Raw genomic sequence first — 24,987 nt, forward strand, 5'->3', positions numbered from 1 at the left:
AGCCACCCAAAGACGGGCTGGGGCACACCCGTGCGACGCGCTCGGGGGCGCATTGACGCGAGTGCTCCGGGCGCCCGTCGCACGCGCCCCGTGCGTACTGGTGCTCCAGGCGGCATCGGGGCAGACTGCACCGGACGGGACGATCGTCCCGAACAGGGGCGCACACTGGATCAGGGGCGCACACTGGATCGCCAGAGCCGGTTCGGCCCCGGCGGTACGACCGGGCACGGGCCGGATCCGGCGAGCGACGCACAAGGGGGCGCGAAGGATGGCGGAGCCGGAGTTCACGGCCACGGGCGTGCGGATCGGCAAGCGGCTGCGCTCGCTCACCCGGGCCGGACAGGTCCGGATCAACGACGGCAGGCTGGAGTTGCTCACCAGCTACGGCAGCGAGATCGACAGCGCGCCGGTGCAGGCGGTGCGGGCCTCCAAGCCGTGGTACGCCGCTGAGGACCGGGCGCTGGCGGACCTCAACGGCAACCGGTACCTGCTGACACTGGGCGAGCAGGACCCCGCTCCGGGCGAGCCGGGACCGCCCGCGGCGCGGCGATTCATAGAGGCGGTACGGCGGGCGGCCGGACGCGGCGGCTGACCTGGGCCTGGTCGCGGCGAGTTGCGGGAGCGCATCCGCTGCGTCACGCTGGTCTCACGTCACTCTGGGTTTACCGGCGATAACGCTGCGAACCAGCCCGCCGGCCACGACAGCAGGCGGACGTTTGGACGCAAGCACCCTGCTGGATCCGTTGTTCTCCGTGTTCCTCCGGTCCCCTCCGGACCTCACATCGGGGAGTCGCAGCCGTGATCAGTCACCCAAGCAGGCACTGCACGGTGGAGCTCCAAGCCCTGCCGTCGCGGATCGGCCAGGTCCGCAGAATCGTATCTGCACAATTGCGCTACTGGCATTTGGACCCGTTGATAGACCGGGCCGCGCTCGGTGTGACCGAGTTGCTCAGCAACGTCCACCGGCACGCCCGGCCCGACAAGTCGTGCATCGTCGAACTGGAACTGCTGGTCGACCGGCTCACGGTCTCCGTGCGTGACCACGATCCCCGCCTTCCGGTGGTGGCCGAAGTCGCGGACGCGACGGACGTCGCCCCGCTGGCCACCTGCGGGCGTGGCCTCGCGATGGTGGCCGCGGTGAGCGAGAGCTGGGGGGCGCGCCCGGACGGCGACAACGGCAAGATCGTGTGGTTCACGCTGCCCGCACCGTCGACGGCACGCCGGCAGCCGGCCCGCACGCCCCGCCGTATGGCCGAGCAGCAGCCGGCCCCGCGGCTCACCGAGGTACGGCCGGCACCGGCACCGGTCGCGGCCGCTCCGGCCCCCGTGGTGGCCCGGGCCCCGGCCGCTACGCCCGCTCCCGCCCGGTCGGCCGTTCCCGGCTGACCGGGCGGTGACCTCGCCGGTACGACGTACGGGCTGCGTGTCGCGATGACCTGCAGCCCGTGCGGCGTAGCGGAGCCGAGCCCGGACGGACGGGCCCGGCAGCGGACGTTCGACAGCGGCACCGCCCGAGCACCCCGCCGGCCGCGCTGCGCGCCGGCTCTTCTGCGGTGAGGGCGACTCGGGGCGCGGATCATTTCGCGCGTCGCCTGGTGGAGCCGGCTGCGCACGGTGCCGACCGGCGTGGCACACAGCGCCGCGATGTCCTCGTAGGACGTGACCTCGCTGACGTAGCCCAGCATCGTCACCAGCCGCAGCCCCGGGTACAGGTCCTCCAGCGCGCTCCGGACCCGGTCCCGCAGGGGTCGGACGAGGTGAGAATCACTCGATGATCCCGAAGTTGCGTCACGAGATCGCAGAGCACCGCACCCGAAGGGAACAACCCCCTGGCCACGGGCAAAGAGACTCGTGGGCTCGGGCGAACTCGCGGGATGTCGCACACTCAGGTCCGGCAGCCGGGCGGGACGGTGGAGCGGGAAGGCGGCGGCCGGCTTCCCGCTCAGGTCCGGTGGTCGCGGGTGCCGTGTCCGCCGCGCCCCGTCCGCCACCTCACTCGGTGGCGATCGCCCGCAGCACGTCCAGGCGGGCCGCTCGGCGGGCCGGGCGCAGGCCCGCGAGAGCGCCTGCTGTCAGGCCGACCAGGACGACCACGGCGAGCCGGGCCGGCGGGAGCGCGAAGGCGAACGCGGTGTCGCTCGCGCCGTCGGAGGCCTTGACCAGCACCCAGCCCAGGAAGGCGCCGAGGGCGAGTCCACCGACCGTGCCGAAGGCGGCGACCAGGACCGACTCCCAGCGGACCATCGCCCGCAGTTGGGCCCGGGTCTGGCCGACGGCCCGGAGCAGGCCCAGTTCCCTGGTGCGTTCGTGGAGCGCGAGGGTCAGCGTGTTGGCGATGCCCAGCAGGGCGATGACCACCGCGAGGGCGAGGAGGGCGTAGACGAGCGTGAGCATCATGTCGATCCCGCCGGCCGAGGACTGCGCGTACTCCTCCCGGGTCTGCACCTCGGGGTTGCCGTAACGGGCGGCCAGGTTCTTCACCGCCGCCTTGCCCGCGTCGGCGTTCACGCCCCGCGCGAACGAGACGGCGATCAGCGTGTCGGTGTCCTGGGTGCGGTGCGGTGCCCAGGCCGCGCGGGTGATGACGTAGTCACCGGCGAGTTCGGACTGTCCGTAGACGGCACGGACGGTGAAGTTCTCCGACTTGCCGTCGGTGAAGGTGAGCCGAGTGCTGTCGCCGGTGTGCAGGCCCCGGCGCTCGGCTTCCGCCCGGGTCAACGCGATGCCGTCGGAGCCGAGGTCGCGCAGGGATCCGTCGACCGTGCCGAGGTCGAAGGTACGGGCGAGCGCGATTGGGTCCGTCACGGTCAACGCCCGTCCCTCCCCGTCCACTTCGGCGACCCCGCGGCCGAGTCCCACGGCGGTGTCCACCTCGGGCAGCCGCTGCAGGGCCGGGGCGAGCCGAGGGCTGAGCCCGCTGCCGCCCGCCCCGAACGAGGGTGTGCTTACGGCGACGTCACCCGCGAACGAACGGGACACCGTCTGGTCCATGGTGGCTTTCAGGGAGGCACCGAACACGGTGAACAGCGACACGACGGCCACGCCGATCATCAACGCGCTCGCGGTGGCGGCGGTCCGCTTCGGGCTGCGCAGGGCGTTGCGCCGGGCGAGGCCACCCGTGACACCGCGCAGCCGGTCGAGAGGGCCGCCGAGGAGCCGTACGGCCGTGGTGGCGGCGACGGGACCCAGGACCACGAAGGACACCAGGGCGAGCAGCGCGCCGAGTCCGGCCGACCAGAGGGACGGTGAGACGAGAACTCCGATGAGGGTCGCCGCGAGGGCCACCACGCCGAGAACCGTTCCGGCGAGCGCGCGGAAACGGGAGGCGCCGGAGGCATCGACGGCCGTCTCGCGCAGCGCGGCCAGCGGGGCGGTGCGGCCGGCGCGTACGGCGGGCAGCAGTGCGGAGCCCAGGCAGACCACGATGCCCACGGCGAGGGGCAGGGCCATCGACAGTGTCTTGATCACCAAGTCGCCGTCCGGGAAGGGGAATCCGATCGCCGGGAAGAGCGCCTGGAGCCCGGCGGCGATACCGATGCCGCCCGCGAGCCCGGCGCCGGAGGCCATGACGGCGACGACGCAGGCCTCGGCGAGGGCAGCGGCGGTCACCTGGCGACGGGAGGCCCCGAGGGCGCGCAGCAGGGCGTTCTCACGGGTGCGCTGGGCGATGACGATCGCGAAGGTGTTGTGGATGGAGAAGGTGGCGACCAGCAGGGCCACGCCGGAGAAGACGAGCAGGAACGTGGTGAAGAGGGTCAGGAACTGGCTGGAGATCATGTCGTTGTTCTCCTGCGCCGACCGCTGGCCGGTGATGGCTTCGACCCCCGTGGGAAGCACGGGAGTCAGCCGGCGGACCAGTTCCTGCTGGCTCACCCCGGGGCCGGCCCGCACCTGGATGCTCGCCGCCTGGCCGGGCCGCGCGGTGAGGTACTTCTCGGCGTCGGCCTGGGTCATTCCGGTGAAGGTCACCTGGGCCATGCCGTCCTGGCCACCGAAGGTGGCGAGGCCGACGATGGTCACCCTGACCGGGTCCGGGGTGCGCAGGGTGGTGGTGTCACCGATCTTCAGGCCGCCCTTCTTCGCGGCTCCCCGGTTGACCACGACCTCGCCGGACTTCGCGGGGACGCGGCCCTCGGCGAGCCGGTACGGGTTGAGCTCCGGGTCGGTGATCCAGTTGCCGGCGAGAGTGGGCGGACCCTGGCCGCCGACGGGCTTGCCGTCGGTGCCCACGAGTTGACCGGCGCCCTGGATGTCGGGGGCGGCGGCCGCCACGCCGGGTACCCGCTCGACGACCCCGACCAGCGAGGTGTCGACCGGCCGACGTACGCCCTGGGCCTCCCCGGGTGTGGTGATGGCGTCGGCGCCGCGTACGACGGCGTCCGTGCCGCTGGTGGCCTCGCCGAACATACTGCCGAAGCTGGCGCGCAGCGTGTCGCCCATGACCAGGGTGCCGGCCAGGAAGGCGACACCGAGGAACACCGCGAGGAAGGTGCCGGCGAAGCGCCGCCGGTGTGCGCGCAGCGAGGTGAGACTGAGCCGCAGCGAAGCGTTCATGACCGCACCTCGAAGGCCTTCATACGGTCCAGGACCTTGTCGGCGGTCGGGGACTCCATCCGGTCGACCAGCCGCCCGTCGGCGAGGAAGAGGACCTCGTCGGCATGGGCGGCGGCCACCGGGTCGTGGGTGACCATGACGACCGTTCGGCCCATCTGCCGTACGGCGCGGCCGAGGAGTCCGAGGACCTCGCCGCCCGAGCGTGAGTCGAGGTTGCCGGTCGGTTCGTCGGCGAAGACGACGTCCGGGCGCCCGGCGAACGCCCGTGCCACGGCGACGCGTTGCTGCTGTCCGCCGGACAGCTCGGAGGGCCGGTGGTGCAGCCGGTCGCGCAGTCCGACGACGTCCACGAGCGCGTCGATCCACTCCTGGTCGCCGCGCCGTCCGGCGAGGTCCAGGGGCAGGGTGATGTTCTCCGCGACGGTCAGCGTCGGCACCAGGTTGAACGCCTGGAAGACGAAGCCGACGCGGTCGCGGCGCAGCAGGGTCAGACGGCGGTCGTCCAGCGCGCCCAGCTCGGTGTCGCCGATGTAGGCGGTGCCCGAGGTGAGGGTGTCGAGGCCGGCCGCGCAGTGCATCAGGGTGGACTTGCCCGAGCCCGAGGGGCCCATGATCGCGCTGAAGCGGCCGGCCGGGAAGCCGACGTCCACGCCGTCGAGAGCGTGTACGGCGGTGTCGCCACCGCCGTACACCTTCACCGCGCCCACCACGCGGGCCGCCGTGCGCAGTGCGGTCGTCGCCGTGGTCATGCCGCACCGCCCTTGCCGGTACGGCCGAACTGCTCGTCCAGGACGGACTGCCGGCGCCAGTACTCGTCCTCGTCGATCTCGCCGGAGGCGAAGCGGCGGCCGAGGACGGCCAGCGGGGAGTCGCCCGCCGGGCGTCCGCCGTCCATGGCCCGCCAGGGTCCGCCGCGTCCGCGCCAGACGGTGCGGCGCAGGAAGGTGACGGTGCCGATCACGACGACCGCCCAGATCAGCGGGAAGAACAGGATCCATGGGCCGGGTCCGCCGTCCCAGTTCGCGAGGGTCTGCATCTCGGGTTCATCTCCCTTGTCGGCAGGGTCTTCGGGTGATGTCACGAGACTCCCTCCGACAGGGGGTCCGGGTCGTCGTGCGGCCGGCGGCAGTGCGTGTACCTCCCCGGGAGTAGGCCGGGGAGGCTCGGCTGCTCCCTGCGGACCCGGCGGATCGGGCCGGCGGACCGGGCTGGTGAAGTGTGCCGGCGAACTGGGCCGGTCGACCGGGCTGGTGGACTGGCAGATTGTAACTACTAGTATGTACAGTGATCTCATGAGCACCTCGGAACGACTGATCGAGTCCACCCGTGAGCTGCTGTGGGAGCGCGGCTACGTGGGTACGAGTCCCAAGGCGATCCTGGAGCGTGCGGGAGCCGGCCAGGGCAGCATGTACCACCACTTCAAGGGCAAGCCGGATCTGGCCCTGGCGGCGATCGGGCGGACCGCCGAGGAGCTGCGGGCCACCGCCGAGCGGGCACTCGGCGGACCGGGCACGCCGTACGAGCGCATCGAGGCGTATCTGCTGCGCGAGCGCGACGTGCTGCGCGGCTGCCCCATCGGCCGGCTGACCATGGATCCGGACGTGATCGCGAGCGACGAGCTGCGCGCCCCGGTGGACGAGACGATCGAGTGGATCCGCGGGCGGATCGCCGGGATCGTCGAAGAGGGCAAGCAGCAGGGGCAGTTCGCGCCCGGTCTGGACGGCGAGGAGATCGGCGCGGCCGTCCTCGCGACCGTGCAGGGCGGCTACGTCCTCGCGCGCGCCTCCGGCTCCCCCGCCGCCTTCGATACCGGCGTCCGCGGGCTGCTCTCCCTTCTCGCACCCCGAACTCCCTGACTGGAGGACCGATTTCCGTGCACATCACCAGCCAGCGTCCCGAAAGCCTGCGGGGGCCGGCGGAGAACTTCACCGGCGCGGTGTGGCTGGACGAGATAGCCGCCCCCGCCGCCCCGTCCCGGCTGCGACTCTTCAACGTCCACTTCGCGCCGGGCGCGCACACGGCCTGGCACCGGCATCCGCACGGCCAGGTGCTGCACGTCCTGCAGGGCGAGGGGCTCGTGCAGCGCAGGGGCGGTGACCTGGAGGAGATCCGCGCGGGCGACACGGTGTGGATCGAGCCGGGCGAGTGGCACTGGCACGGTGCCGCTCCGCGCACCTTCATGACCCACCTCGCGGTCGTGGAGGCTTCCGAGGACGGCACCACCACCGAGTGGGACGCCCCCGTGTCCACAGCCGACTACCCAACCTGACATGGCTTTTCGCGCCTGCTTCTGTGAAGGGACCGTTCCATGCACGCCATGCAGTACGAGCTGACCCTCCCCGCCGACTACGACACGGGCATCATCCGCGCCCGGGTCGCCCGCATCGGGCACCTGCTCGACGACTGGGACGGGCTCGGGCTCAAGGCCTACCTGGTGCGCGAGCGCGGCGTCCACGGCTCCCCGGTCAGCCAGTACGCGCCGTTCTACCTGTGGAACACGGTCGAGGGCATGAACCGGTTCCTGTGGGGCGGCGCCTTCCAGGGTCTGGTCGACGACTTCGGGCGGCCCGCGGTGCGACAGTGGACCGGGCTCGCCTTCGAGGAGGGCGCCGTCGCGGACTCCCCGGCCGCGTTCGCGGTACGGCGGCGGCAGCCGGTCCCGGACGGGGCCGAACTGGCGGCGCTGATGCGGGAGGCGGTCGCCGAGACGGAGCGGCTGGCGGCCGAGGACGGTGCCGTGCTCGCGGCGGCGGCCGTGGACCCGCACCGCTGGGAGCTGGTGCACTTCTCGCTCTGGGAGCACGATGCGCCCAAGGCCGACGGGGACCTCTTCCAGGTGCTGCACCTGTCCGCGCCCGGCCGGGCCCGCTTCCCTCGTGGCCGGCAGTGGTGAGCCGTGTCCGTACGGTCCTCGGCGACATCCGCCCCGAGGAGCTGGGCGTCTGCGACGCGCACGACCATCTCTTCCTGCGCAGCCCGCAGTTGCCGGGCCTGGAACTGGACGACGTGTCCGCCGCGCGGGCCGAGCTGACGGCATTCCGGGCGGCCGGTGGAAGGGCCGTCGTGCAGTGGACGCCCCACGGCATGGGCCGGCGGACGGCGGACCTTCCGGAACTGTCCCGGACCACCGGCGTGCGCCTCGTCTGTGCGACGGGTCTGCACCAAGTGGCGCACTACGAACCGGAGTTGCTCGACAGGCTGCGCGGCAGGCTCGCCGAGGTGTTCGTCTCCGAGCTGACCGAGGGCATCGGCACCTCGGGGGTACGCGCCGGTCTGATCAAGGTGGCCGGAGGTTTCCACGCCCTCGACGCGCACACCCGCTGGACGATGACCGCGGCGGCCGAGGCCCACCACGCCACCGGCGCGCCGATCGCCGTCCATCTGGAACTGGGGACCGGCGCGCTGGACGTACTCGACCTGCTGTGCGGCGAGTTGGGCGTGCCCGGGCACCGGGTGATCCTCGGGCACCTCAACCGCTCCCCCGACCCGGTGGTGCAGCGACAGGCCGGCGCGTCGGGCTGCTGGCTGGCCTTCGACGGGCCGTCCCGGGCGCACCACGCCACCGACTGGCGGATGCCGGAGGCTGTGCGGGCCCTGGCGGAGGCCGGGTACGGGGACCGGCTGCTGCTCGGCGGGGACACGGTGGTCGCCGGGGCACGGTCGGTGGACGGCGGGCCCGGGATGCCGTACCTGCTGCGCCGGGTGCGGCCGCGGCTGGCGGAGGCGGTGGGTGCGGAGCTGGTGGACCGTATCCTCACGGAGCATCCGGGGAGGGCGTTCGCGGTGGACTGGCCGTGAGCGGGGCGCCTGCCCGAACGGTGACCCGGCTGTCGCCCCGGGCGGCCGGAGCAATGGCCCGGAACCCGCGGCGCGGAACCCAGGGCCAGGCACGGGTTGCCCGTAGTGCGTGGTCGGAGCCCGTGATCGGGAACGGCGGGCCTGAGACCATGGCCGGGCCTCGGGAACGGCGGCCCTGACACTGTGGCCGGGGCCGTGGCCCGATCCCGTGGATCTCTGTCCCTGGAAGCGGTTCCGGTACGGGTCGCCGTCCGGAGGATGGGAGACGTACGTCACCGACCCGACCCGAGGAGACGCGAAGCCCATGGCCCTGGAGATGCGCGAGCGCTGCGAGCGCTGCGAGACCGCGAAGCTGCCGCCGGAGGGTGCCGCTCTCATCTGCTCGTACGAGTGCACGTTCTGCGTGGCGTGCGGCGCGGCCATGGGGCAGATCTGTCCCAACTGCGGTGGCGAACTGGTCGCCCGGCCCCGCCGCGTCGCCCCGGTGTCTGCTTGAGGCCCCGTGTCCGGACCGGTCCGGTCAGGGTCACCGCCTGACGGTGGAGCCCCTGCCCGCCGATTCGTGCCGGCCCGGCCGCGCACCGCTGCCAGGACACTTCCACCGGAGCTGCGGATCCGTCGCTGAGCCGGACCGGACCGTGTCGTCGACCTCCCGCCCGACACCGCGCGCGGCCCACCCTCTGGGCGGACGGCGGGAGTTCGACGACAGATCTGGTGCCGCGGCAGGCAACGTCTGCCCGTCAGGCGTCCCCGGCCAGCGCCCCCAGGGGATCGTCGAGCACCGGCTGCCACGCCAACTCCGCCGCGCCCACCAGGCTGTTGTGGTCCAGGGTGCAGGGCAGGATGGGGACGCCGCCGCTCTGGCCCCACAGGCTGCGGTCGGCGACGACCGCGCGCAGGCGCACGGGGTCGGTGTCGAGGAGGGTGCGGTGCAGGCCGCCGAGGATGATGCGGTCGGGGTTGAGGATGTTGACCAGTCCGGCCAGGCCCAGGCCGAGGCGGTCGATCAGGGCCTCGGCGGCGGTGCGCACGGCCGGGTCGGTGTACTGGGTGCGCAACAGGTCGTCGGCCTGCTGGAGCAGGGAGACCTCGGGGCCGGGTTCACGGCCCGCCTCGATGAGCAGCGCGAGCGGGTCGGCCTCGACGTCCAGGCAGCCCCGGCTGCCGCAGTGGCAGGGGCGGCCCTCCGGGTTGACGGTGAGGTGACCGACCTCCAGGGCCAGGCCCGAACTGCCCGTGTGCAGACGGCCGTCGAGGACCAGCGCACCGCCGACGCCGCGGTGTCCGGTGGCCACGCACAGCAGGTCCCGCGCGCCCCGCCCGGCGCCGTGCCGGTGTTCGGCGAGAGCCGCGAGGTTCACGTCGTTGCCCGCGAAGGCGGGGCCGGTGATGCCCGCGGCGCGCACGCACTCCGCGAAGATCCGGCGGACCGGTGCGCCCACCGGCCAGGCGAGATGGAGCGGGTTGAGGGCCAGTCCCTCGGGTTCGGCGACGGCCGACGGGACGGCCAGCCCCGCACCCACGCAGCGGCGGCCCGTCGTGCGGAGGAGGTCGGCGCCGGCCTCGACCACGGAGCCCAGTACCTTCGCCGGGTCGGCGTCCACGGTCTCGCAGCCGGGCGCGGTCGCGACGATCCGCCCGCCGAGGCCCACCAGCGCGGCCCGGAAGCCGTCGGCGTGGACCTGCGCTGCCAGCGCCACGGGACCGTCCTCGGCGACCTCCAGCCGATGCGAAGGGCGCCCCTGGGAACCGGCCGCCGCGCCCGGCCGGGCGTCGACCCGGATCAACCCGAGTGCCTCCAGCTCGGCGGCCACCGCACCGGCCGTCGCCCGGGTGACCCCGAGTTCGGCGGTGAGCACGGCCCGGGTCGGCGCCCGTCCGGTGTGCACGAGCTCCAGCGCGGGCCCGAGCGCACCGCGCCCCCGGTCCAGCCGCGCCCTCGAGGTGGTCCCTTCCCCCGCCGTCCGGGGGTCCGCCTTGCCGCTCATGAGGGCGAGTCTCCCATGATCCGCAGTCGCCGTGGCCTGCACAGCGATCTACCACCCGCTCACCCGCAGGGTGATGTTCAGCCGCCCGGCCAGTCCCAGCTCCGGGGGTGCCGTACCGGGGTGCACGCGCGGCACGCCGTGGTACGCGAGCCGGGACGGCCCGCCGAAGACGAACAGGTCCCCGCTGCGCAGTTCCAGGTCGGTGTACGGCTTCGTGCGGCTCTCCGTGTTGCCGAAGCGGAAGACGCACGTGTCGCCGAGGCTCAGCGACACCACCGGCGCGTGCGACTTCTCGTCGCCGTCGCGGTGCATCCCCATGCGGGCGTCGCCGTCGTAGAAGTTGATCAGTGCGATGTCGTACGGCTCGGCCGGGACCGTCTCGGGGCCGAGCGCGGCGGCCACCGCGCCGCGGCCCAGCTCGCCCAGCCAGGCCGGGAACGGTTTCACGGGGGTGCCGTCGCCGTCGACGACCGTGCGGGCGTAGGCGTACGGATACCAGTGCCAGCCCAGGCAGACCTGCCGGGCGGTCATCGTGCCACCGCCGGGGGTGCGGACCGTGCGCAGCCCGGCAGGGGGGCGCGCCCACTGCCGGCAGGCGCTGAGCAGCGCGCGCTGCCGCTCGGTGTTCAGCCAGTGCGGGACGTGCACGGCGCCCGGCGCGACCTCGGTCCGCTCCCGCGGAAACAGCTCCACGTCCATGCGCTCCATCCTGCCCGAGCCCCGTCCGACCCGCCCTGAGCTGCGGCTCGGCTAGCCTGGAGCACGATGAACGACCGTATGACGACGCCGTGGGACGAGTTCGAGCTGTCCCGTTTCCCCGAGGACCCCCGCGACCGGCTGCGTGCCTGGGACGCCTCCGACGCGTACCTGCTGCGGCACCTGGCCGAGGAGGGGGTGCCGCTCACGGGTGCGGTCGTGGTGGTCGGCGACCGCTGGGGCGCGCTGGTGACGGCGCTCGCGCAACACCGGCCGATGCAGATCACCGACTCCTTCCTGAGCCAGGAGGCGACGCGGGCGAACCTGGCGCGGGCCGGGGTCGAGCCCGGTGCCGTACGCCTCCTGACCACCCAGGACCCGCCGCCGGAGCGGGTGGACGTGCTGCTCGTACGCGTGCCGAAGAGCCTGGCGCTGCTGGAGGACCAGCTGCTCAGGCTCGCTCCCGCCGTGCACGCGGGGACGGTGGTCGTCGGCACCGGGATGGTGAAGGAGATCCACACCTCCACGCTGCAGCTGTTCGAGCGGATCCTCGGGCCGACCCGGACCTCGCTGGCGCGGCAGAAGGCCCGGCTGATCTTCTGCACCCCGGACCCGTCCCTGGAGCGGCCCGTGAATCCGTGGCCGTACAGCTACGCCCTCCCGGACGGCGTCGGCGCGGTCTCCGGGCGTACGGTCGTCAACCACGCGGGTGTCTTCTGCGCCGACCGGCTCGACATCGGCACGCGGTTCTTCCTGGACCACCTGCCGGCCGGCCCGGGCGCCGGGCGTGTGGTGGACCTCGGCTGTGGCAACGGCGTCGTCGGTACGGCGATGGCGCTGGCCGACCCGCAGGCCGAAGTGCTGTTCGTGGACGAGTCGTTCCAGGCCGTGGCCTCGGCGGAGGCGACGTACAAGGCCAACGGGGTGCCCGGGCACGCCGAGTTCCGTGTCGGGGACGGGCTGGCCGGTGTGGCGCCCGGCAGTGTGGACCTCGTACTGAACAACCCGCCCTTCCACTCCCACCAGGCGACCACCGACTCGACGGCGTGGCGGATGTTCACCGGGGCGAAGCGCGCGCTGCGCCCCGGCGGTGAGCTGTGGGTGATCGGCAACCGGCACCTGGGGTACCACCTCAAACTCAGGCGGCTGTTCGGCAACAGTCAACTGGTCGCGAGCGACCCGAAGTTCGTGGTGCTGAAGGCCGTCAAGAAGAGCTAGCGGGTACCGCACCCTGGTCTGCCCCGATCCGGCCTCACGATGTGCGGGCCGCTGTCGGCGACGGGCCGAGGACACCGATGAGGCGCGCGACCTCCCGGGCCATCGCCTCCCTGCCCACGCTGAGGTACTTGCGTGAGTCGACGGCCTCCGGACGGGCGGCGAGGAAGTCCCGGATCGCCCTGGTCATGGCCGCGTTGAGGGCGGTGCCGACGTTGACCTTGGTGATGCCGCCCCCGACCGCCGCGACCAGGCCGTCGTCCGGCACGCCGGAGGAGCCGTGCAGGACCAGCGGGACGGTGAGTGCGGCGGACAGCCGCTTGAGGAGACCGTGGTCGAGGGCGGCGGTGCGGGTCGTCATGGCGTGGACACTGCCGATGGCCACGGCGAGTGCGTCGACCTCGGTGCCGTCGACGAAGGCGCGCGCCTGGTCGGGGTCGGTACGGGCACCGAGTGCGTGGGCGTCCAGCGGGGGCCGGCCGTCCTTGCCTCCGATCTGCCCCAACTCGGCCTCGATCCACAGGCCATGGGCGTGGGCCCAGTCGGCCGCGGCCCGCGTCGAGGCCAGGTTCTCGGCGTAGGGCAGGCGGGCGGCGTCGTACATCACCGAGCTGAACCCGGCATCGGGCGCCTGCCGCAGCAGGTCGTCGCTCTGCACATGGTCGAGGTGCAACGCGACGGGCACGTCGGCGCGTTCGGCGGCGGCGGCGGCCGCCCGGGCGAGCGGCAGGAGCCGTCCGTAGCGGAACTTCACGACGTTCTCGCTGACTTGGAGGATCACGGGCGTGCCGGTGGACTCGGCGCCGGCGATGACGGCCTCGACGTGTTCCAGGGTGATGACGTTGAAGGCGGCGACGGCGAAGCGTGCTTCGGCGGCACGGGTGATCAGCTCGCCGGTGGTCGCGAGGGGCACGGCGTGTCTCCCTTCCGGGGCGGCGGGTCAGGAGGCGAGGATCACCGAGCGGGTGAGATGGCGCGGCCGGTCGGGGTCGAGGGCGCGGCGGGCGGCGACGGCGACCGCGAGGCGCTGGACGCGGACGAGTTCGGCGAGCGGGTCGAGGGTGCCCTCGATCCACAGTCCGCCGGTGGCGTCCACCTGTTCGGCGAGGCCGGCGGGCGCTTCGCCGAGCATCCAGGTCGCGGTGCCCTCGGTGGTGATGCTGATCGGCCCGTGTCGGTACTCCATCGCCGGGTAGGCCTCGGTCCAGGACAGTGAGGCCTCCCTCATCTTCAGTCCGGCCTCGTTGGCGAGACCGACGGTCCAGCCGCGGCCCAGGAAGGTGAACTGTGTGCAGTCCACGAGCCCTTCGGGCAGGGCAGTCGCGAGGGCGGTGCGGGCGTCGGCGACGACCGCGTCGCCGTGCAGGCCGAGGTGGGCGCGCAGGAGGGTGAGTGCGGTGGTGGCGAACCGGGTCTGGACGACGGAGCGTTCGTCGGCGAAGTCCAGTACGACGAGATGGTCCGCGGCCGTCGCCACAGGGGTGGCGGGGTCGGCGGTGACCGCCGTGGTCCGCGCGGTCCCGCGCAACTGCCCCAGCAGGTCCAGCACTTCGGTGGTGGTGCCGGAGCGGGTGAGGGCGACGACCCGGTCGTACGACCGTCCGCGCGGGAACTCGGACGCGGCGAAGGCGTCCGTCTCCCCCTGCCCGGCCGCCTCGCGCAGGGCGGCCACCGCCTGCGCCATGAAGTACGACGTTCCGCACCCGACGATCGCGACCCGCTCCCCCGCCCCCGGCAGAGCGTCGGCATGGCGCCCCGCCTCTTCGGCCGCCCGTATCCAGCACTCGGGCTGGCTGTTCAGCTCGTCCTCGACATGGCTCATGCCACACCCTCCCCTTGCTGATTGTTCCTGCAAGATATAGCGAGTTTTCGAGCACAATCAAGCATTTGGCTGAGAGTGAGGTGCGCTAGGGTCGCCGGGAAGACGGAGAACGGAGGCTGCGGATGTCCCGGGACGCCCGCTGGAAGGCGCTGCTGGAACTGCTCGTCGAGCGCGGTCGGCTGGACGTCGAGGAGGCGGCGGCCCAACTGGAGGTGTCGGCGGCGACCATCCGCCGGGACTTCGACCAGCTCGCCGAGCAGCAGATGCTGGTGCGCACCCGGGGCGGAGCGGTGGTGCACGGGGTGTCGTACGAACTGCCCCTGCGCTACAAGACGGCCCGCCGCGCCTCCGAGAAGCAGCGGATCGCCAAGGCGGTGGCCGATCTCGTGGCGCCGGGCGAGGCGGTCGGACTGACCGGCGGTACGACCACCACGGAGGTGGCCCGCGCGCTCGCGGTGCGCGGCGACCTCGGTTCCGGCTCGCCGGCCCTGACCATCGTCACGAACGCGCTCAACATCGCCAACGAGCTGGCGGTACGGCCCCAGTTCAAGATCGTGGTGACCGGCGGGGTCGCGCGCCCGCAGTCGTACGAACTCATCGGTCCGCTCGCCGACGGTGTACTCGGCCAGATCACCCTCGATGTGGCCGTCCTCGGCGTGGTCGCGTTCGACGTCACGCACGGCGCGGCGGCGCACGACGAGGCGGAGGCGGCGATCAACCGCCTGCTGTGCGAGCGCGCCGAACGGGTGGTCGTGGCCGCGGACTCCAGCAAGCTCGGCCAGCGGGCCTTCGCCCGTATCTGTGCGGCGGAGCTGGTGGACACGCTCGTCACCGACACGGCGGTGGGGCAGGACACCGTGCACCGCTTCGAGGAGGCGGGCATCCGGGTCCTGGCGGTGTGACGTCCCGGCGGGCGGCGTCAGATACCGCTGAGGTCGGCCTTCACGAACCCCGCTCCACGCTGGTCGTTGCAACCGGACACCACCCGGTCGACCGGGTCGGACCAGGACTGCTGGGCCTGGAGTGCCACGCTCACCAGGGTCAGCAGCAGATCGACGTCGCTCGTGGCGTCGAGCCTGAGGGTCACCCACTGCGAGCCCGGCACGATCCGGATGGCGCCTGTGTGCTTCAGGTCCTTGGCCAACCGCCGGATGGCCCGGTCGGTCAGCCGTAGATCCACGTCCCGGTCGGAGTGGAAGTGGGCGATCTCGCCCTGGGCGGAACGTACGGCCTGCCCCAGGCCGCAGCTCGGGACAGCCTGTCTCAGGTCCGGCCAGGTCGCCAGTTGCGCGAGTGCGCGCGAGGCCAACGTCATGGGCCCATCATGGCCTGCTCACCCGCTCGCAACCAGCTCGTGAGCAAGCATTAACCAGCCTGTATCCGGAGCGGGATCGGACGCACTCGGGCAGTAGCACGCCACGAACAGGCTTCGCCCGACGTCTGGTTGACCCCGTCGGGCCTGGTCGACAGCAGGAAGCCTGCGCTGGTCAAAGGCGCTTCAAGGGGCATTTTTCACGTACCGAATTCCGTATGACAAACAACCTCACGTGTGACAAACTCGCGCGGCTGTTCTCATTCGTCCACTGCCGGAGGCTCCTCACGTCCCGCAACCCCAGGCTCTCCTGGTACCAGCTCTCCTGGTCCGCCGCCGACCCCGCACACCACCCCTTCACCTGGGACGAGGACGAACAGGCCCGGCTCACCGAACTGATCGTGCCGATAGTGCCGACCGCCGAGACCGCGGAGGCCGACGGCATGGCCGGATACCGATTCGTCGACGAGGCCACCGCCCTGCTGGCGGACCGCTACGGGCTGTGGGCCTGCGGCTGGCACAAGTCGATCGGCGAGGGCGGCGGCGGTGGAGTGGTCACCAGTTGGTGCTGCGTGAGCCATTCGGTGAGCGAGCCTCGCCCCACGGCCGAGCGGGTCGTGGCCTCCCTGCTGGAGTGGCGCGCCTGGCTGGAGGAGCTGGCGGAGAGGTTCACCCGGCTCGCGCCGCCGCCCGACGCGAGCCCCGAGGACCGCAGTTGGCATCTGGAGCGGGCGGCGACACGCCTTGTCACCCTCGTGATGGACCGCACGAGTACCGAATGCGCCTGGTACGGCATGTGCGCACACGTACTGACGTGGTTCCTCTCCTCCGCCGGCCTGTCACCCCAGGAGGCCGCGCGTGCGGTGGACGAGGCGATCGGCGGCCGGTTCGCCAGCTGGACCAGTCCCGCACAGACCCTGGTGGACTCGGTCGCCGAGGACTTGGCCGTGGGGCTCACCGGGGAGCGGCCGTACCGTGACCACTGACGCACTCGCGGTGTGGTGCCGGGTCAGGAAGCAGGTGAACTGGGCGGCGGCGGTGGCCGGGCGGCCGTACGGTGAGGGCCCGGTCCGGCCGTCCGTCGACGGTCTCCGGGCCTGGTACGACGGCCCGGTCCGGCACCGGGATCCCGAGCGTGCGGACCGTCTGCTGACCGCGCTCGCCCGCACCCGCGCGGACGCCGCCCGGCGCACACCGCTCACCCCGTCCCTGCTGGCCGCCTGGCAGTGCCTCGTGCTCGAGTCACCCGAGGTGCCCTTCCGCGACGGCGACGCCTTCGCCAAGCGGGGCCGGGAGCGCTACGGCCTCACCCCGCACACCTGGCAGGACTTCGCCACCTGCCTCCGGCAGGCCACCGACCCCACCCTGCCCCTGCCGTCCCGCGCGGCCAGGGCCTACTTGGACGTGGCCTTCTTCCACCCGTTCCCGGACGGCAACGCCCGCCTGTCCCTGCTCGCCCTGGCCCATGTACTGGAGCGGGAGGGGGTACGGCTGGACGAGGTGGGGCCCTTGCAGACGACGCGGTACGCGGATGACGCGGAGGGGGCTGCGGATCTGGGGGCATTGGTGGCGGTGCTGCTGCGGGACACGCGCCGACGTGCGGCGCGAGTGCGCTGAGCCCTGCCGACGCCCGCGCCACGCACGCCGGCTCCTGGCGCCGCCCGCCCACGCCGCCCGCCCACGGCGGCACCCTGCGTGAGCCCCGGCGCGGCCCGTCGACACCTCCCGGAATTCCCTTGCTCCACGTCCCCGACCCGCCCTAGCCTGAGTTTGTGCCGCAAATAAACAAAACCCGAACGCACAGCGTCGTGCCGGGCAACAGCCTTACTCGCCTCCGGATCGCGATCACCGCATTCTTCGCCCTGGACGGCTTCGTCTTCGCCGGCTGGGTGGTCCGCATCCCCGACATCAAGGAGCAGACACACGCCTCCGCGAGCACCCTGGGGCTCGCGCTGCTCGGGGTCTCCGCCGGGGCCGTCGTGACCATGACGCTCACCGGGCGCCTGTGCCGCCGCTTCGGCAGCCATCAGGTGACCGTGGTGTGCGCGGTGCTGCTCTCCCTCAGCGTCGTCCTGCCCCCGCTCACCCACTCCGCCGTGACCCTGGGCGCCGTACTGCTCCTGTTCGGGGCGGCCTACGGCGGTATCAACGTGGCCTTCAACAGCGCCGCCGTCGATCTGGTGGCCGCGTTGGGCAGGCCCGTCATGCCCAGTTTCCACGCGGCATTCAGCCTCGGCGGGATGATCGGCGCGGGGCTGGGCGGACTCGTCGCGGGCACCCTCTCCCCCACCCGGCACCTGCTCGGCCTGACGCTCGTCGGGCTGTTGGTCACCGCTGTCGCGGGACGCGCTCTGCTGCGGCACGAACCGCCGGTCCCGCCGGACCGCCCCCGCCCGGAAGCGGACGGCCCGCGCCGCCGGGACGCCCGGGTCCGTGGGCTCGTCGCCGTCTTCGGGCTCATCGCCCTGTGCACCGCCTACGGCGAAGGCGCCATGGCCGACTGGGGCGCCCTGCACCTGCAGCAGGACCTGGCCGCCTCGTCGGGGGCGGCCGCCGCCGGGTACGCGTGTTTCGCGCTCGCCATGACCGTCGGCCGACTGACCGGGACGGCCCTGCTGGAGCGCCTCGGGCGCACCCGGACCGTGATCGCCGGCGGCACCGTCGCGGCGGCCGGCATGCTGCTCGGCTCGCTCGCTCCGTCCGTGTGGGCGGCACTGATCGGCTTCGCCGTCACCGGGATCGGACTGGCCAATCTGTTTCCGGTCGCCGTGGAGCGGGCCGGCGCGCTGGCCGGGCCGTCCGGGGTCGCCGTGGCCTCCACCCTGGGGTACGGCGGCATGCTGCTCGGGCCGCCCGCGATCGGTTTCATGGCCGACTGGTTCTCTCTGCCCACCGCACTCACCAGCGTTGCCGCACTGGCCGCCGTCGCCGCCCTCATCGGCGTGACGACTCGGCGGGTGATGAGCGCCTGATCCACGCCCAGGAGGATGCGAGGGGCGGCATCTCCCGTGGAGCCGTCACGCCGACCGCCCGACTCGTCCGCGAGGAGATCACCGAGGGCTTCGCGGGCCGCCGCGTCGGGCCGCGCGGGGCGGAACCACACTGCGCAGGACCCGTGCAACCAGCGGGCGGGCGAGCGGTCCAGAGCCCGAGCCCGCGGTGTACGACGGTTCCGGCCGGCGCGCCGGTGCGGCCTTCAGATGCTCCGGACGACCGCTGCGGACAACCACCCGAGGTGACTGCTCCGGACGACCACCCCAGGTGACTGCTCCGGACGACCGCTCCAGGCGACCGCTCCAGAGACCAGCCGTGCGACAGGAGGCCCAGCCCGCACCGGCCATGACGCGCCGGGCAGGACGCGCCGACCATGACACGCCGGGCGGACCATTTCCACTCGCGTGGAAATGCAGTGCCCTCGAGCCCGCTCCATCCGGCAGACTCGGCCCCATGGAGACTGCCGACTTCCTTCAGACCCTGGACCGGGAGGGCCGGTTGCTGGCCGCGGCCGCCGAGCGGGCGGGCACCGACGCCAAGGTGCCCACCTGTCCGGAGTGGCAGGTCAAAGACCTGCTGCGGCACACGGGCGCGGTGCATCGGTGGGCCACCGCGCTCGTCGCCGACGGGCACACCGTTCCGCGGCCCCTCGACGACGGCCCGGACCTGGACGGCGCCGAGCTGGTGGCCTGGTACCGGGAGAGCCACCGCCGGCTGACGGACACCCTGGCGGCCGCGCCGGCCGACCTGGAGTGCTGGACGTTCCACCCGGCGCCGTGCCCGTCGCCGCTGGCGTTCTGGACCCGGCGGCAGGCGCACGAGACGGCCGTCCACCGCTACGACGCCGAGGCGGCGCGGGGCGGCACGACGTCCGCGGTCGCCACGGACTTCGCGGCCGACGGGATCGACGAGCTGCTGCGCGGGTTCCACGCCCGGTCCCGCAGCCGGGTCCGCACCGAGCAGCCGCAGGTGCTGCGGGTGCGGGCGTCGGACGCGGGTGCGGACGGGGTGTGGACCGTGCGGCTGTCTGCGGAACCGCCGGCGACCTCGCGGGACTCGTCCGGCGAGGCGGACGCCGAACTGTTTGGGCCCGCGGATCAGTTGTACCTGGCCCTGTGGAACCGCGGGCCGGTGCCGAACGTGACCGGCGACCGCACACTGGCGGCGCTGTGGCGGGAGAGGTCCGCCATCTGACAGACGGTCAGTCCGCCAGCATCCGGGACAGCACCGCGCGTTGCACCGGCCGCACCTCGCCGTGCAGCGCGCGCCCCCTGTCGGTGAGCACCACCCGGACACCGCGCCGGTCCTCCGGGCACATGGCCCGCTCGACGAGTCCGTCCTTCTCCAGGCGGCCGATCAGCCGGGACAGGGCGCTCTGGCTGAGGTGGACCCGCTCCGAGATCTCCTGGACGCGGTAGGCGCAACCGCCGTCCGCAGCCACGCCCTCGGCGAGCAGGTCGAGGACCTCGAAGTCGCTGGCGCACAGGCCGTGTCCGTGCAGGACCCGGTCCAGCTCGCACTGGGTGCGGGCATGCAGCGCGAGGATGCCCCGCCACTGCTCCACGAGCGCCTGCTCGGCCTTGTTCGCCGCCATGGCCGCACCGTAGCAGAGAAACTAGATTATTGCATCGTAATTAAATGCGTTTGCATTCAATGTATGTGCATGTAGTGTCCTCTCCATGACCTCTCCGCTCACCACCCCCGCGGCCCCGTCCTCGGCGGGTCGCTGGACTCCCCGGTTGTGGGGCACCCTGCTGGTGCTGTGCGCCGCGATGTTCCTGGACGCGCTCGACGTGTCGATGGTCGGCGTCGCGCTGCCGTCCATCGGCTCCGATCTCCATCTGTCCACGTCGACGCTGCAATGGATCGTCAGCGGCTACATCCTGGGATACGGGGGGCTGCTCCTCCTCGGCGGCCGCACCGCCGACCTGCTCGGCCGGCGGCAGGTGTTCCTGGTGGCCCTTGGCATCTTCGCGCTCGCCTCGCTGCTGGGCGGACTCGTCGACTCGGGCCCGCTGCTGATCGCCAGCCGCTTCATCAAGGGCCTGAGCGCGGCCTTCACGGCCCCGGCCGGCCTGTCGATCATCACGACCACGTTCCCCGAGGGCCCGTTGCGCAACCGCGCGCTCTCCATCTACACCACCTGCGCCGCCACCGGATTCTCCATGGGCCTGGTCCTGTCGGGTCTGCTCACCGAAGTCAGCTGGCGCTTCACCATGCTGCTGCCGGCGCCCATCGCGCTGATCGCTCTCGCGGCCGGCCTCAAGCTGCTGCCGCGCAGCGATCGCGAGGAGAACCACGAGGGCTACGACATCCCGGGCGCCGTCATAGGGACCGCATCGATGCTGCTGCTGGTCTTCACCGTCGTCCAGGCGCCCGAGGCCGGCTGGGCCTCGGCCCGTACGCTGCTGTCCTTCCTGGCCGCCGCCGTCCTCCTGACCGCGTTCGTCCTGGTCGAGCGACGCTCGCCGAGCCCGCTGGTCCGGCTCGGGGTGCTGCGCTCGGGCAGCCAGGTCCGCGCCCAGCTCGGCGCGGTGGCCTTCTTCGGTTCGTATGTCGGCTTCCAGTTCCTGACGACCCTGTACATGCAGTCGCTGCTCGGCTGGTCGGCACTGCACACGGCGCTCGCCTTCCTGCCGGCGGGTGCGCTGGTGGCGGTGTCCTCGACGAAGGTCGGCGCGATCGTCGACCGGTTCGGCACCCCCCGACTGATCGCGACCGGCTTCGCCCTGATGGTCGTCGGGTACGCGCTGTTCCTCCGCGTCGACCTGGACCCGGTGTACGCGGCCGTCATCCTGCCGTCGATGCTGCTGATCGGCGCGGCCTGCGCACTGGTCTTCCCCTCGCTCAACATCCAGGCCACCAACGGGGTGGAGGACCACGAGCAGGGCATGGTCTCCGGGCTGCTCAACACGTCGGTGCAGGTGGGCGGCGCGATCTTCCTGGCCGTGGTGACGGCCGTGGTGACCGCGGCGGCGCCGGCGCACGCCACCCCGCAGGGCGTCCTGGACAGCTACCGGACCGGCTTCATGGTCGTCACGGGCATCGCTGCGGCCGGCCTGCTGATCACCCTCACCGGCCTGCGCAGCCGTCGGAGCCAGCCGTCGCTCGTGGTCGCACAGTCCACCGTGGAGGAGGCGGAAGCGGAGCGCGTCGCGGTCCGTGACTAGGGGGAACGCCTCCACCTGTGCGCCCGGCGGGAGTTGGTTGCCCCGCCGGGCGCACGTCTGTGACACTGGCGGTATGTACGCATACGGGGGACGGCGCACCAGGGCCGAGCGGGACGCGGCCACGGTGGAGATCGGGTACGCACTGGTCAGCGCCGCCTTCGCGGCGGCCGTGGTGTTCGGGGCCGTCGTCGGCCCCGCGCTGCTCTTCGATCTGCCGCATCTGCTCCACACCACCCTGCTGCGGCTCGGCCTGACGATCGCCCCGGTGCTCTTCCTGGCCCGGGTGGTGAGTGTGCTGGTCCGCTTCCGGCGGGAGAATCAGCCGAGCCAGCCAGGTCGCACCAATCCCGACTCGTAGGCGAGGACGACGAGTTGGGCGCGGTCCCGGGCGCCCAGCTTCACCATCGTCCGGCTCACATGCGTCTTGGCCGTGAGGGGGCTGACCACCAGGCGGCGGGCGATCTCCTCGTTGGACAGGCCGATACCGACCAGTGCCATCACCTCCCGCTCCCGCTCGGTGAGCCCGGCGAGGGAGCCGGCGGCCGCGGGCTCCTTGGAGCGGGCCGCGAACTCTGCGATGAGACGGCGGGTGACGCCCGGGGACAGCAGCGCATCCCCCTCGACCACCGCCCGTACGGCCCGCACGAGTTCGTCCGGCTCGGTGTCCTTCACCAGGAACCCGGAGGCGCCCGAGCGGATCGCTTCAAAGACGTACTCGTCGAGTTCGAAGGTGGTGAGCATGACCACCTTCACGTCCCTCAGCTGCGTGTCCCCGGTGATGCGCCGGGTCGCGGCGAGGCCGTCCAGGTGGGGCATGCGGATGTCCATCAGGACAACGTCCGGCCGTAGTTCGCGCACCCTGCGCACGGCCTCCTCGCCGTCCGCGGCCTCCCCGGCCACCTCGATGTCCGACTGCGCGTCGAGCAGCGCCTTGAAGCCGGCCCGCACGAGTGACTGGTCGTCGGCGAGCAGTACGCGGATCACTGGTCCTCCCTGGTGTGCAAGGGCAGTACGGCGAGCACCCGAAAGCCGCCGTCGGGGCGCGGGCCCGCCTCGATGGTGCCACCCAGCGCGGCCGCCCGCTCACGCATCCCGGCCAGCCCGTTCCCGCTGCCGCCGGCCTCGGCTCCGGTCGCGGGCCCGTCGTCGTCGATCCGCAGCCGGAGTTCACCTCCGTCGTCCTCGAACCGCACGCGCGCGTGCCGCGATCCGGAGTGCCGTACGACGTTGGTCAGCGCCTCCTGCACGATGCGGAAGGCCGCGAGGCCGGCACCGGGCGGCAGGTGCGGAGCCTCGCCCTGGACGTCGACGGTCAGGCCGGCGGCCGCCGCCTGCTCGACCAGTTCCGGCAACCGGTCAAGGCCGGGCGCGGGGGCGCGCGGCGCGGCGCCGGGTGCGCGCAGGGTGTCGAGGACCTGGCGCACCTCACCGAGCGCCTCCTTGCTGGCGGCCTTGATGGTCGTGAGCGCCGCGCGCGCCTGCTCGGGGTCGCTGTCCAGCAGCGCGAGGCCCACGCCCGCCTGGACGTTGATGACGGAGATGCTGTGCGCGAGCACGTCGTGCAGCTCGCGGGCGATCCGCAGCCGCTCCTCGTCGGCGCGGCGCTTGGCGGCCGCAGCGCGATCCGCGCGCTCCCGTACCCACTGTTCGCGTCGCGCCCGGGCGAGTTCGCAGACCGCGACGATGGCCAGCACCCAGGTGGCGACGACGATCTCCTGCCCCACGCTCGCCGCCTTGTCGTCGTGGGGCGGCAGCCAGCGGTAGAGCCACAGCGCGATCAGGGCGTGTCCCGCCCAGAGCAGGCCGAAGGCCGACCAGGCGGCCCGGCGGTGCCCGGCGACGACGGCACTGAAGCAACTGACCGCGACGGTCAGGAAGACCGGGCCGTAGGGGTAGCCCGCGCCCAGGTAGACCAGGGCCGCCGTCGCCGTGCCGAAGGCGACGGCCACCGGATGGCGGTCCCGCCACAGCAGCAGGACCGAGGCCACGAGCAGCAGCACGCGCGCGTACCCGTCGAGCTGCTCCCGATGGGGCTGTGCGTGCGCGGCGAAGTTCGAGCCGACGAGGACGAACACGGTGACCAGCGCGGTGGAGCGCCATGGCCGGCGGGCGGGGCGCGGTTCCGGGTCGTCGGGGCGGTGCCACCACGGAGGCCCGTACCGCCACCAGTGCGAGGGACCGCGTCGGCGCTGCTCTTCCATGCCCGCCACGCTAGACGCCGACGGCAGGCGAGAACGTCAGCCGGGCGAGGTGATCACGGATACTCCCCGGGGAGTACGACCGCCCGTGTGCTCAGCGCCCGCCGGTCAGTCCGTCCACCTCGGCGGTGAACAGCAGCTCCGGGTCGAAGCCCATGTCCGTCAAGTGGCCGGCGAGGGCCAGGGAGAGGGCTCCGTGCCGACGGGTCCAGAAGGCCAGGGCACGGCGCAGGACGGGCGTGGGGGCGGGGTGGTCGCCCGCCCATCGGCGGTGGTCCGCCAGGTGGGTCTCGAACTGGTCGGGCTGCGCGGTCCCGGGTTCCTCGGCCTCGCAGACGTCGAGCAGGGCCGCCATGATCTCCTGGGCGATCGCGGTGATGTCGTCCGGCGCCCGGTAGCCGGGGACCGGTGTGCCGTGGACGAGGAAGTACCGCTGGGGATCCTCCAGTGCCCAGAGGCGCAGCGCCCGGGCCGGGCCGGGCGGCCCCGAGCCCGCGTCGGCCGTGGCGCGGAAGGTGTCCGCCAGGCTGCGGTAGGCGTCCCGTACCAGCTCGGTGAATCAGGTCGTCCCGACCGCCGAAGTACCCGGAGGTCGTCATGGAAAGCAAGGAACTCGTCGAGGTCGTCCGGCCGGGCACGGTCGAGCCGGAGGAGCTGCAGCTCCGGCACGGGAGCATCCCGCTTCCCGGTGCCGGGCAGATCGTGGTGCGGGTGGAGGCCACCGGCGTGTCCTTCGCGGAGCAGCAGATGCGCCGGGGTCGTTACTACGACCAGCCGCCGTTCCCGTTCGTGCGCGGCTACGACCTGGTCGGCACGGTTCTCACGACCGGCACCGGCGTCGCGCCGGGCGTCGCCGGCAAGCGGGTGGGGGCGCTGGTCAAGGTCGGCGGCTGGGCCAGTCACGTGGTGCTCGACGCGGCCGACGCGGTGGAGGTGCCGGCCGGGATCGGCGCGGCGGAGGCGGAGACCCTGATGGTCAACGGGATCACCGCGTGGCAGATGCTCCACCGCAAGGCCCGGGTGCGCAGCGGCGGAACGGTCCTCGTCCACGGCGCCAACGGCGGTGTCGGCACGGTCCTGGTCCAGCTCGCCCGCGCGGCCGGCCTGAAGGTGATCGGCACGGCGTCCGCGCGTCACCACGAGGCCCTGCGCGGCTGACCAGGCCCGTAGAAGCCGATGCCGTCGACTTCACGGCTATGCAGAACTTCGCCGCTCTACGCGGGCAACTCCGCATCTCCTT

At 72.8% G+C, this 24,987-nt stretch carries 27 protein-coding genes and 1 pseudogene; 16 read left to right on the forward strand and 12 right to left on the reverse strand.

What is annotated here, in order from left to right; translation table 11 throughout:
• Positions 1-268 precede the first annotated feature (268 nt).
• Both ACIRU3_RS31090 and ACIRU3_RS31095 read left to right on the forward strand, forming a co-directional pair.
• Entirely contained in the window at positions 269-592 is a 324-nt protein-coding gene (locus ACIRU3_RS31090; RefSeq protein WP_404063153.1) for a hypothetical protein, read from the forward strand.
• 206 nt (positions 593-798) lie between these two features.
• Positions 799-1,386 (forward strand): ATP-binding protein, encoded by a 588-nt coding sequence (locus ACIRU3_RS31095; RefSeq protein ID WP_404063155.1) that lies wholly within the window; start codon positions 799-801, stop codon positions 1,384-1,386.
• Positions 1,387-1,992: 606 nt separating this feature from the next.
• On the opposite strand, the gene ACIRU3_RS31100 is transcribed toward ACIRU3_RS31095, so the two are convergent.
• The 3 genes from ACIRU3_RS31100 to ACIRU3_RS31110 are packed head-to-tail and all read right to left on the reverse strand — an operon-like array spanning position 1,993 to position 5,590.
• The gene (locus tag ACIRU3_RS31100; RefSeq protein ID WP_404063158.1) at positions 1,993-4,554 is read right to left on the reverse strand and encodes an ABC transporter permease; all 2,562 of its coding nucleotides are present in this window, start codon (positions 4,552-4,554) and stop codon (positions 1,993-1,995) included.
• A complete protein-coding gene (locus ACIRU3_RS31105; protein WP_404063160.1) occupies positions 4,551-5,303 on the reverse strand; it encodes an ABC transporter ATP-binding protein in 753 nt (250 codons plus the stop codon). Before ACIRU3_RS31105 ends, ACIRU3_RS31100 begins: the two co-directional genes overlap by 4 nt.
• Positions 5,300-5,590 carry an SHOCT domain-containing protein gene (locus tag ACIRU3_RS31110; protein WP_404063329.1) on the reverse strand — a complete coding sequence of 97 codons (291 nt, stop codon included), beginning with the start codon at positions 5,588-5,590 and terminating at the stop codon, positions 5,300-5,302. Before ACIRU3_RS31110 ends, ACIRU3_RS31105 begins: the two co-directional genes overlap by 4 nt.
• Positions 5,591-5,846: 256 nt before the next feature.
• Here ACIRU3_RS31110 and ACIRU3_RS31115 point away from each other — a divergent pair, with 256 nt between their 5' ends.
• From ACIRU3_RS31115 to ACIRU3_RS31135, 5 genes are all read left to right on the forward strand, one after another.
• Positions 5,847-6,410: a TetR/AcrR family transcriptional regulator gene (locus ACIRU3_RS31115; protein ID WP_404063163.1), complete on the forward strand. Its 564-nt coding sequence runs from the start codon at positions 5,847-5,849 to the stop codon at positions 6,408-6,410.
• A gap of 17 nt (positions 6,411-6,427) precedes the next feature.
• A complete protein-coding gene (locus ACIRU3_RS31120; protein WP_404063166.1) occupies positions 6,428-6,823 on the forward strand; it encodes a cupin domain-containing protein in 396 nt (131 codons plus the stop codon).
• A gap of 39 nt (positions 6,824-6,862) precedes the next feature.
• The gene (locus tag ACIRU3_RS31125; protein WP_404063168.1) at positions 6,863-7,447 is read left to right on the forward strand and encodes a DUF4865 family protein; all 585 of its coding nucleotides are present in this window, start codon (positions 6,863-6,865) and stop codon (positions 7,445-7,447) included.
• Entirely contained in the window at positions 7,444-8,352 is a 909-nt protein-coding gene (locus tag ACIRU3_RS31130; protein ID WP_404063170.1) for a phosphotriesterase, read from the forward strand. Before ACIRU3_RS31125 ends, ACIRU3_RS31130 begins: the two co-directional genes overlap by 4 nt.
• Before the next feature lie 304 nt (positions 8,353-8,656).
• On the forward strand, positions 8,657-8,848 hold the full coding sequence (locus ACIRU3_RS31135; protein WP_404063172.1) for a DUF1272 domain-containing protein: 192 nt from the start codon (positions 8,657-8,659) through the stop codon (positions 8,846-8,848).
• A gap of 244 nt (positions 8,849-9,092) precedes the next feature.
• Here ACIRU3_RS31135 and ACIRU3_RS31140 read toward each other — a convergent pair whose 3' ends face one another.
• Both ACIRU3_RS31140 and ACIRU3_RS31145 read right to left on the reverse strand, forming a co-directional pair.
• Positions 9,093-10,340, reverse strand: a complete 1,248-nt coding sequence (locus ACIRU3_RS31140; RefSeq protein WP_404063175.1) for an ROK family protein — start codon at positions 10,338-10,340, stop codon at positions 9,093-9,095.
• A 48-nt stretch (positions 10,341-10,388) separates the two neighbouring features.
• Positions 10,389-11,039, reverse strand: a complete 651-nt coding sequence (locus ACIRU3_RS31145; RefSeq protein WP_404063177.1) for an alpha-ketoglutarate-dependent dioxygenase AlkB family protein — start codon at positions 11,037-11,039, stop codon at positions 10,389-10,391.
• 78 nt (positions 11,040-11,117) lie between these two features.
• On the opposite strand from ACIRU3_RS31145, the gene ACIRU3_RS31150 reads away from it, so the two are divergent.
• Positions 11,118-12,254, forward strand: coding sequence for a methyltransferase (locus ACIRU3_RS31150; protein ID WP_404063332.1), 1,137 nt, complete (start codon positions 11,118-11,120; stop codon positions 12,252-12,254).
• Between the two features lie 34 nt (positions 12,255-12,288).
• Here ACIRU3_RS31150 and ACIRU3_RS31155 read toward each other — a convergent pair whose 3' ends face one another.
• Together ACIRU3_RS31155 and ACIRU3_RS31160 are read right to left on the reverse strand one after the other, a co-directional pair.
• Positions 12,289-13,164: a class II fructose-bisphosphate aldolase gene (locus tag ACIRU3_RS31155; RefSeq protein WP_404063180.1), complete on the reverse strand. Its 876-nt coding sequence runs from the start codon at positions 13,162-13,164 to the stop codon at positions 12,289-12,291.
• 27 nt (positions 13,165-13,191) lie between these two features.
• On the reverse strand, positions 13,192-14,073 hold the full coding sequence (locus ACIRU3_RS31160; RefSeq protein WP_404063183.1) for an SIS domain-containing protein: 882 nt from the start codon (positions 14,071-14,073) through the stop codon (positions 13,192-13,194).
• Positions 14,074-14,195: 122 nt separating this feature from the next.
• Here ACIRU3_RS31160 and ACIRU3_RS31165 point away from each other — a divergent pair, with 122 nt between their 5' ends.
• On the forward strand, positions 14,196-14,975 hold the full coding sequence (locus tag ACIRU3_RS31165; RefSeq protein WP_404063186.1) for a DeoR/GlpR family DNA-binding transcription regulator: 780 nt from the start codon (positions 14,196-14,198) through the stop codon (positions 14,973-14,975).
• 17 nt (positions 14,976-14,992) lie between these two features.
• On the opposite strand, the gene ACIRU3_RS31170 is transcribed toward ACIRU3_RS31165, so the two are convergent.
• Positions 14,993-15,388, reverse strand: coding sequence for a luciferase family protein (locus ACIRU3_RS31170; protein WP_404063189.1), 396 nt, complete (start codon positions 15,386-15,388; stop codon positions 14,993-14,995).
• 215 nt (positions 15,389-15,603) lie between these two features.
• Between ACIRU3_RS31170 and ACIRU3_RS31175 the strand changes: the two genes are divergently transcribed.
• The 4 genes from ACIRU3_RS31175 (at position 15,604) to ACIRU3_RS31190 (ending at position 19,573) form a co-directional block, all read left to right on the forward strand.
• Positions 15,604-16,371 carry a hypothetical protein gene (locus ACIRU3_RS31175; protein WP_404063192.1) on the forward strand — a complete coding sequence of 256 codons (768 nt, stop codon included), beginning with the start codon at positions 15,604-15,606 and terminating at the stop codon, positions 16,369-16,371.
• Positions 16,361-17,002: a Fic family protein gene (locus ACIRU3_RS31180; protein WP_404063195.1), complete on the forward strand. Its 642-nt coding sequence runs from the start codon at positions 16,361-16,363 to the stop codon at positions 17,000-17,002. The genes ACIRU3_RS31175 and ACIRU3_RS31180 overlap by 11 nt, the downstream gene beginning before the upstream one ends.
• A 191-nt stretch (positions 17,003-17,193) precedes the next feature.
• Complete coding sequence (locus tag ACIRU3_RS31185) at positions 17,194-18,357, forward strand: MFS transporter (protein ID WP_404063198.1); 1,164 nt, start codon at positions 17,194-17,196, stop codon at positions 18,355-18,357.
• 475 nt (positions 18,358-18,832) lie between these two features.
• On the forward strand, positions 18,833-19,573 hold the full coding sequence (locus ACIRU3_RS31190; protein ID WP_404063201.1) for a maleylpyruvate isomerase family mycothiol-dependent enzyme: 741 nt from the start codon (positions 18,833-18,835) through the stop codon (positions 19,571-19,573).
• Positions 19,574-19,580: 7 nt separating this feature from the next.
• Here the strand turns inward: ACIRU3_RS31190 and ACIRU3_RS31195 are convergent, their stop codons facing one another.
• Positions 19,581-19,973 (reverse strand): MarR family winged helix-turn-helix transcriptional regulator, encoded by a 393-nt coding sequence (locus ACIRU3_RS31195; RefSeq protein WP_404063204.1) that lies wholly within the window; start codon positions 19,971-19,973, stop codon positions 19,581-19,583.
• Positions 19,974-20,058: 85 nt separating this feature from the next.
• Between ACIRU3_RS31195 and ACIRU3_RS31200 the strand changes: the two genes are divergently transcribed.
• On the forward strand, positions 20,059-21,549 hold the full coding sequence (locus ACIRU3_RS31200) for an MFS transporter (protein WP_404063207.1): 1,491 nt from the start codon (positions 20,059-20,061) through the stop codon (positions 21,547-21,549).
• A gap of 73 nt (positions 21,550-21,622) precedes the next feature.
• Complete coding sequence (locus ACIRU3_RS31205; RefSeq protein ID WP_404063210.1) at positions 21,623-21,907, forward strand: DUF6332 family protein; 285 nt, start codon at positions 21,623-21,625, stop codon at positions 21,905-21,907.
• Here ACIRU3_RS31205 and ACIRU3_RS31210 read toward each other — a convergent pair.
• The 3 genes from ACIRU3_RS31210 to ACIRU3_RS31220 form a co-directional block, all read right to left on the reverse strand.
• Positions 21,868-22,533 carry a response regulator gene (locus tag ACIRU3_RS31210; RefSeq protein WP_404063213.1) on the reverse strand — a complete coding sequence of 222 codons (666 nt, stop codon included), beginning with the start codon at positions 22,531-22,533 and terminating at the stop codon, positions 21,868-21,870. The genes ACIRU3_RS31205 and ACIRU3_RS31210 overlap by 40 nt on opposite strands.
• On the reverse strand, positions 22,530-23,750 hold the full coding sequence (locus tag ACIRU3_RS31215) for a sensor histidine kinase (protein WP_404063216.1): 1,221 nt from the start codon (positions 23,748-23,750) through the stop codon (positions 22,530-22,532). Before ACIRU3_RS31215 ends, ACIRU3_RS31210 begins: the two co-directional genes overlap by 4 nt.
• A gap of 91 nt (positions 23,751-23,841) precedes the next feature.
• Entirely contained in the window at positions 23,842-24,297 is a 456-nt protein-coding gene (locus ACIRU3_RS31220) for a TetR-like C-terminal domain-containing protein (protein WP_404063335.1), read from the reverse strand.
• A gap of 47 nt (positions 24,298-24,344) precedes the next feature.
• Between ACIRU3_RS31220 and ACIRU3_RS31225 the strand changes: the two are divergent.
• Positions 24,345-24,899, forward strand: a pseudogene (locus tag ACIRU3_RS31225) (alcohol dehydrogenase catalytic domain-containing protein); the annotation flags it as partial.
• Positions 24,900-24,987: the final 88 nt, after the last annotated feature.

Source organism: Streptomyces sp. NPDC101151 (assembly GCF_044768335.1).
Lineage (GTDB): Bacteria > Actinomycetota > Actinomycetes > Streptomycetales > Streptomycetaceae > Streptomyces.

Coding starts and splice junctions, on each gene's coding strand:
- ACIRU3_RS31090 (WP_404063153.1), top strand. CDS start 269: ATGGCGGAGCCGGAGTTCACGGCCACGGGCGTGCGGATCGGCAAGCGG.
- ACIRU3_RS31100 (WP_404063158.1), bottom strand. CDS start 4,554: ATGAACGCTTCGCTGCGGCTCAGTCTCACCTCGCTGCGCGCACACCGG.
- ACIRU3_RS31105 (WP_404063160.1), bottom strand. CDS start 5,303: ATGACCACGGCGACGACCGCACTGCGCACGGCGGCCCGCGTGGTGGGC.
- ACIRU3_RS31110 (WP_404063329.1), bottom strand. CDS start 5,590: ATGCAGACCCTCGCGAACTGGGACGGCGGACCCGGCCCATGGATCCTG.
- ACIRU3_RS31115 (WP_404063163.1), top strand. CDS start 5,847: ATGAGCACCTCGGAACGACTGATCGAGTCCACCCGTGAGCTGCTGTGG.
- ACIRU3_RS31125 (WP_404063168.1), top strand. CDS start 6,863: ATGCACGCCATGCAGTACGAGCTGACCCTCCCCGCCGACTACGACACG.
- ACIRU3_RS31135 (WP_404063172.1), top strand. CDS start 8,657: ATGGCCCTGGAGATGCGCGAGCGCTGCGAGCGCTGCGAGACCGCGAAG.
- ACIRU3_RS31140 (WP_404063175.1), bottom strand. CDS start 10,340: ATGAGCGGCAAGGCGGACCCCCGGACGGCGGGGGAAGGGACCACCTCG.
- ACIRU3_RS31145 (WP_404063177.1), bottom strand. CDS start 11,039: ATGGACGTGGAGCTGTTTCCGCGGGAGCGGACCGAGGTCGCGCCGGGC.
- ACIRU3_RS31150 (WP_404063332.1), top strand. CDS start 11,118: ATGACGACGCCGTGGGACGAGTTCGAGCTGTCCCGTTTCCCCGAGGAC.
- ACIRU3_RS31160 (WP_404063183.1), bottom strand. CDS start 14,073: ATGAGCCATGTCGAGGACGAGCTGAACAGCCAGCCCGAGTGCTGGATA.
- ACIRU3_RS31165 (WP_404063186.1), top strand. CDS start 14,196: ATGTCCCGGGACGCCCGCTGGAAGGCGCTGCTGGAACTGCTCGTCGAG.
- ACIRU3_RS31170 (WP_404063189.1), bottom strand. CDS start 15,388: ATGACGTTGGCCTCGCGCGCACTCGCGCAACTGGCGACCTGGCCGGAC.
- ACIRU3_RS31175 (WP_404063192.1), top strand. CDS start 15,604: ATGACAAACAACCTCACGTGTGACAAACTCGCGCGGCTGTTCTCATTC.
- ACIRU3_RS31190 (WP_404063201.1), top strand. CDS start 18,833: ATGGAGACTGCCGACTTCCTTCAGACCCTGGACCGGGAGGGCCGGTTG.
- ACIRU3_RS31195 (WP_404063204.1), bottom strand. CDS start 19,973: ATGGCGGCGAACAAGGCCGAGCAGGCGCTCGTGGAGCAGTGGCGGGGC.
- ACIRU3_RS31200 (WP_404063207.1), top strand. CDS start 20,059: ATGACCTCTCCGCTCACCACCCCCGCGGCCCCGTCCTCGGCGGGTCGC.
- ACIRU3_RS31205 (WP_404063210.1), top strand. CDS start 21,623: ATGTACGCATACGGGGGACGGCGCACCAGGGCCGAGCGGGACGCGGCC.
- ACIRU3_RS31215 (WP_404063216.1), bottom strand. CDS start 23,750: ATGGAAGAGCAGCGCCGACGCGGTCCCTCGCACTGGTGGCGGTACGGG.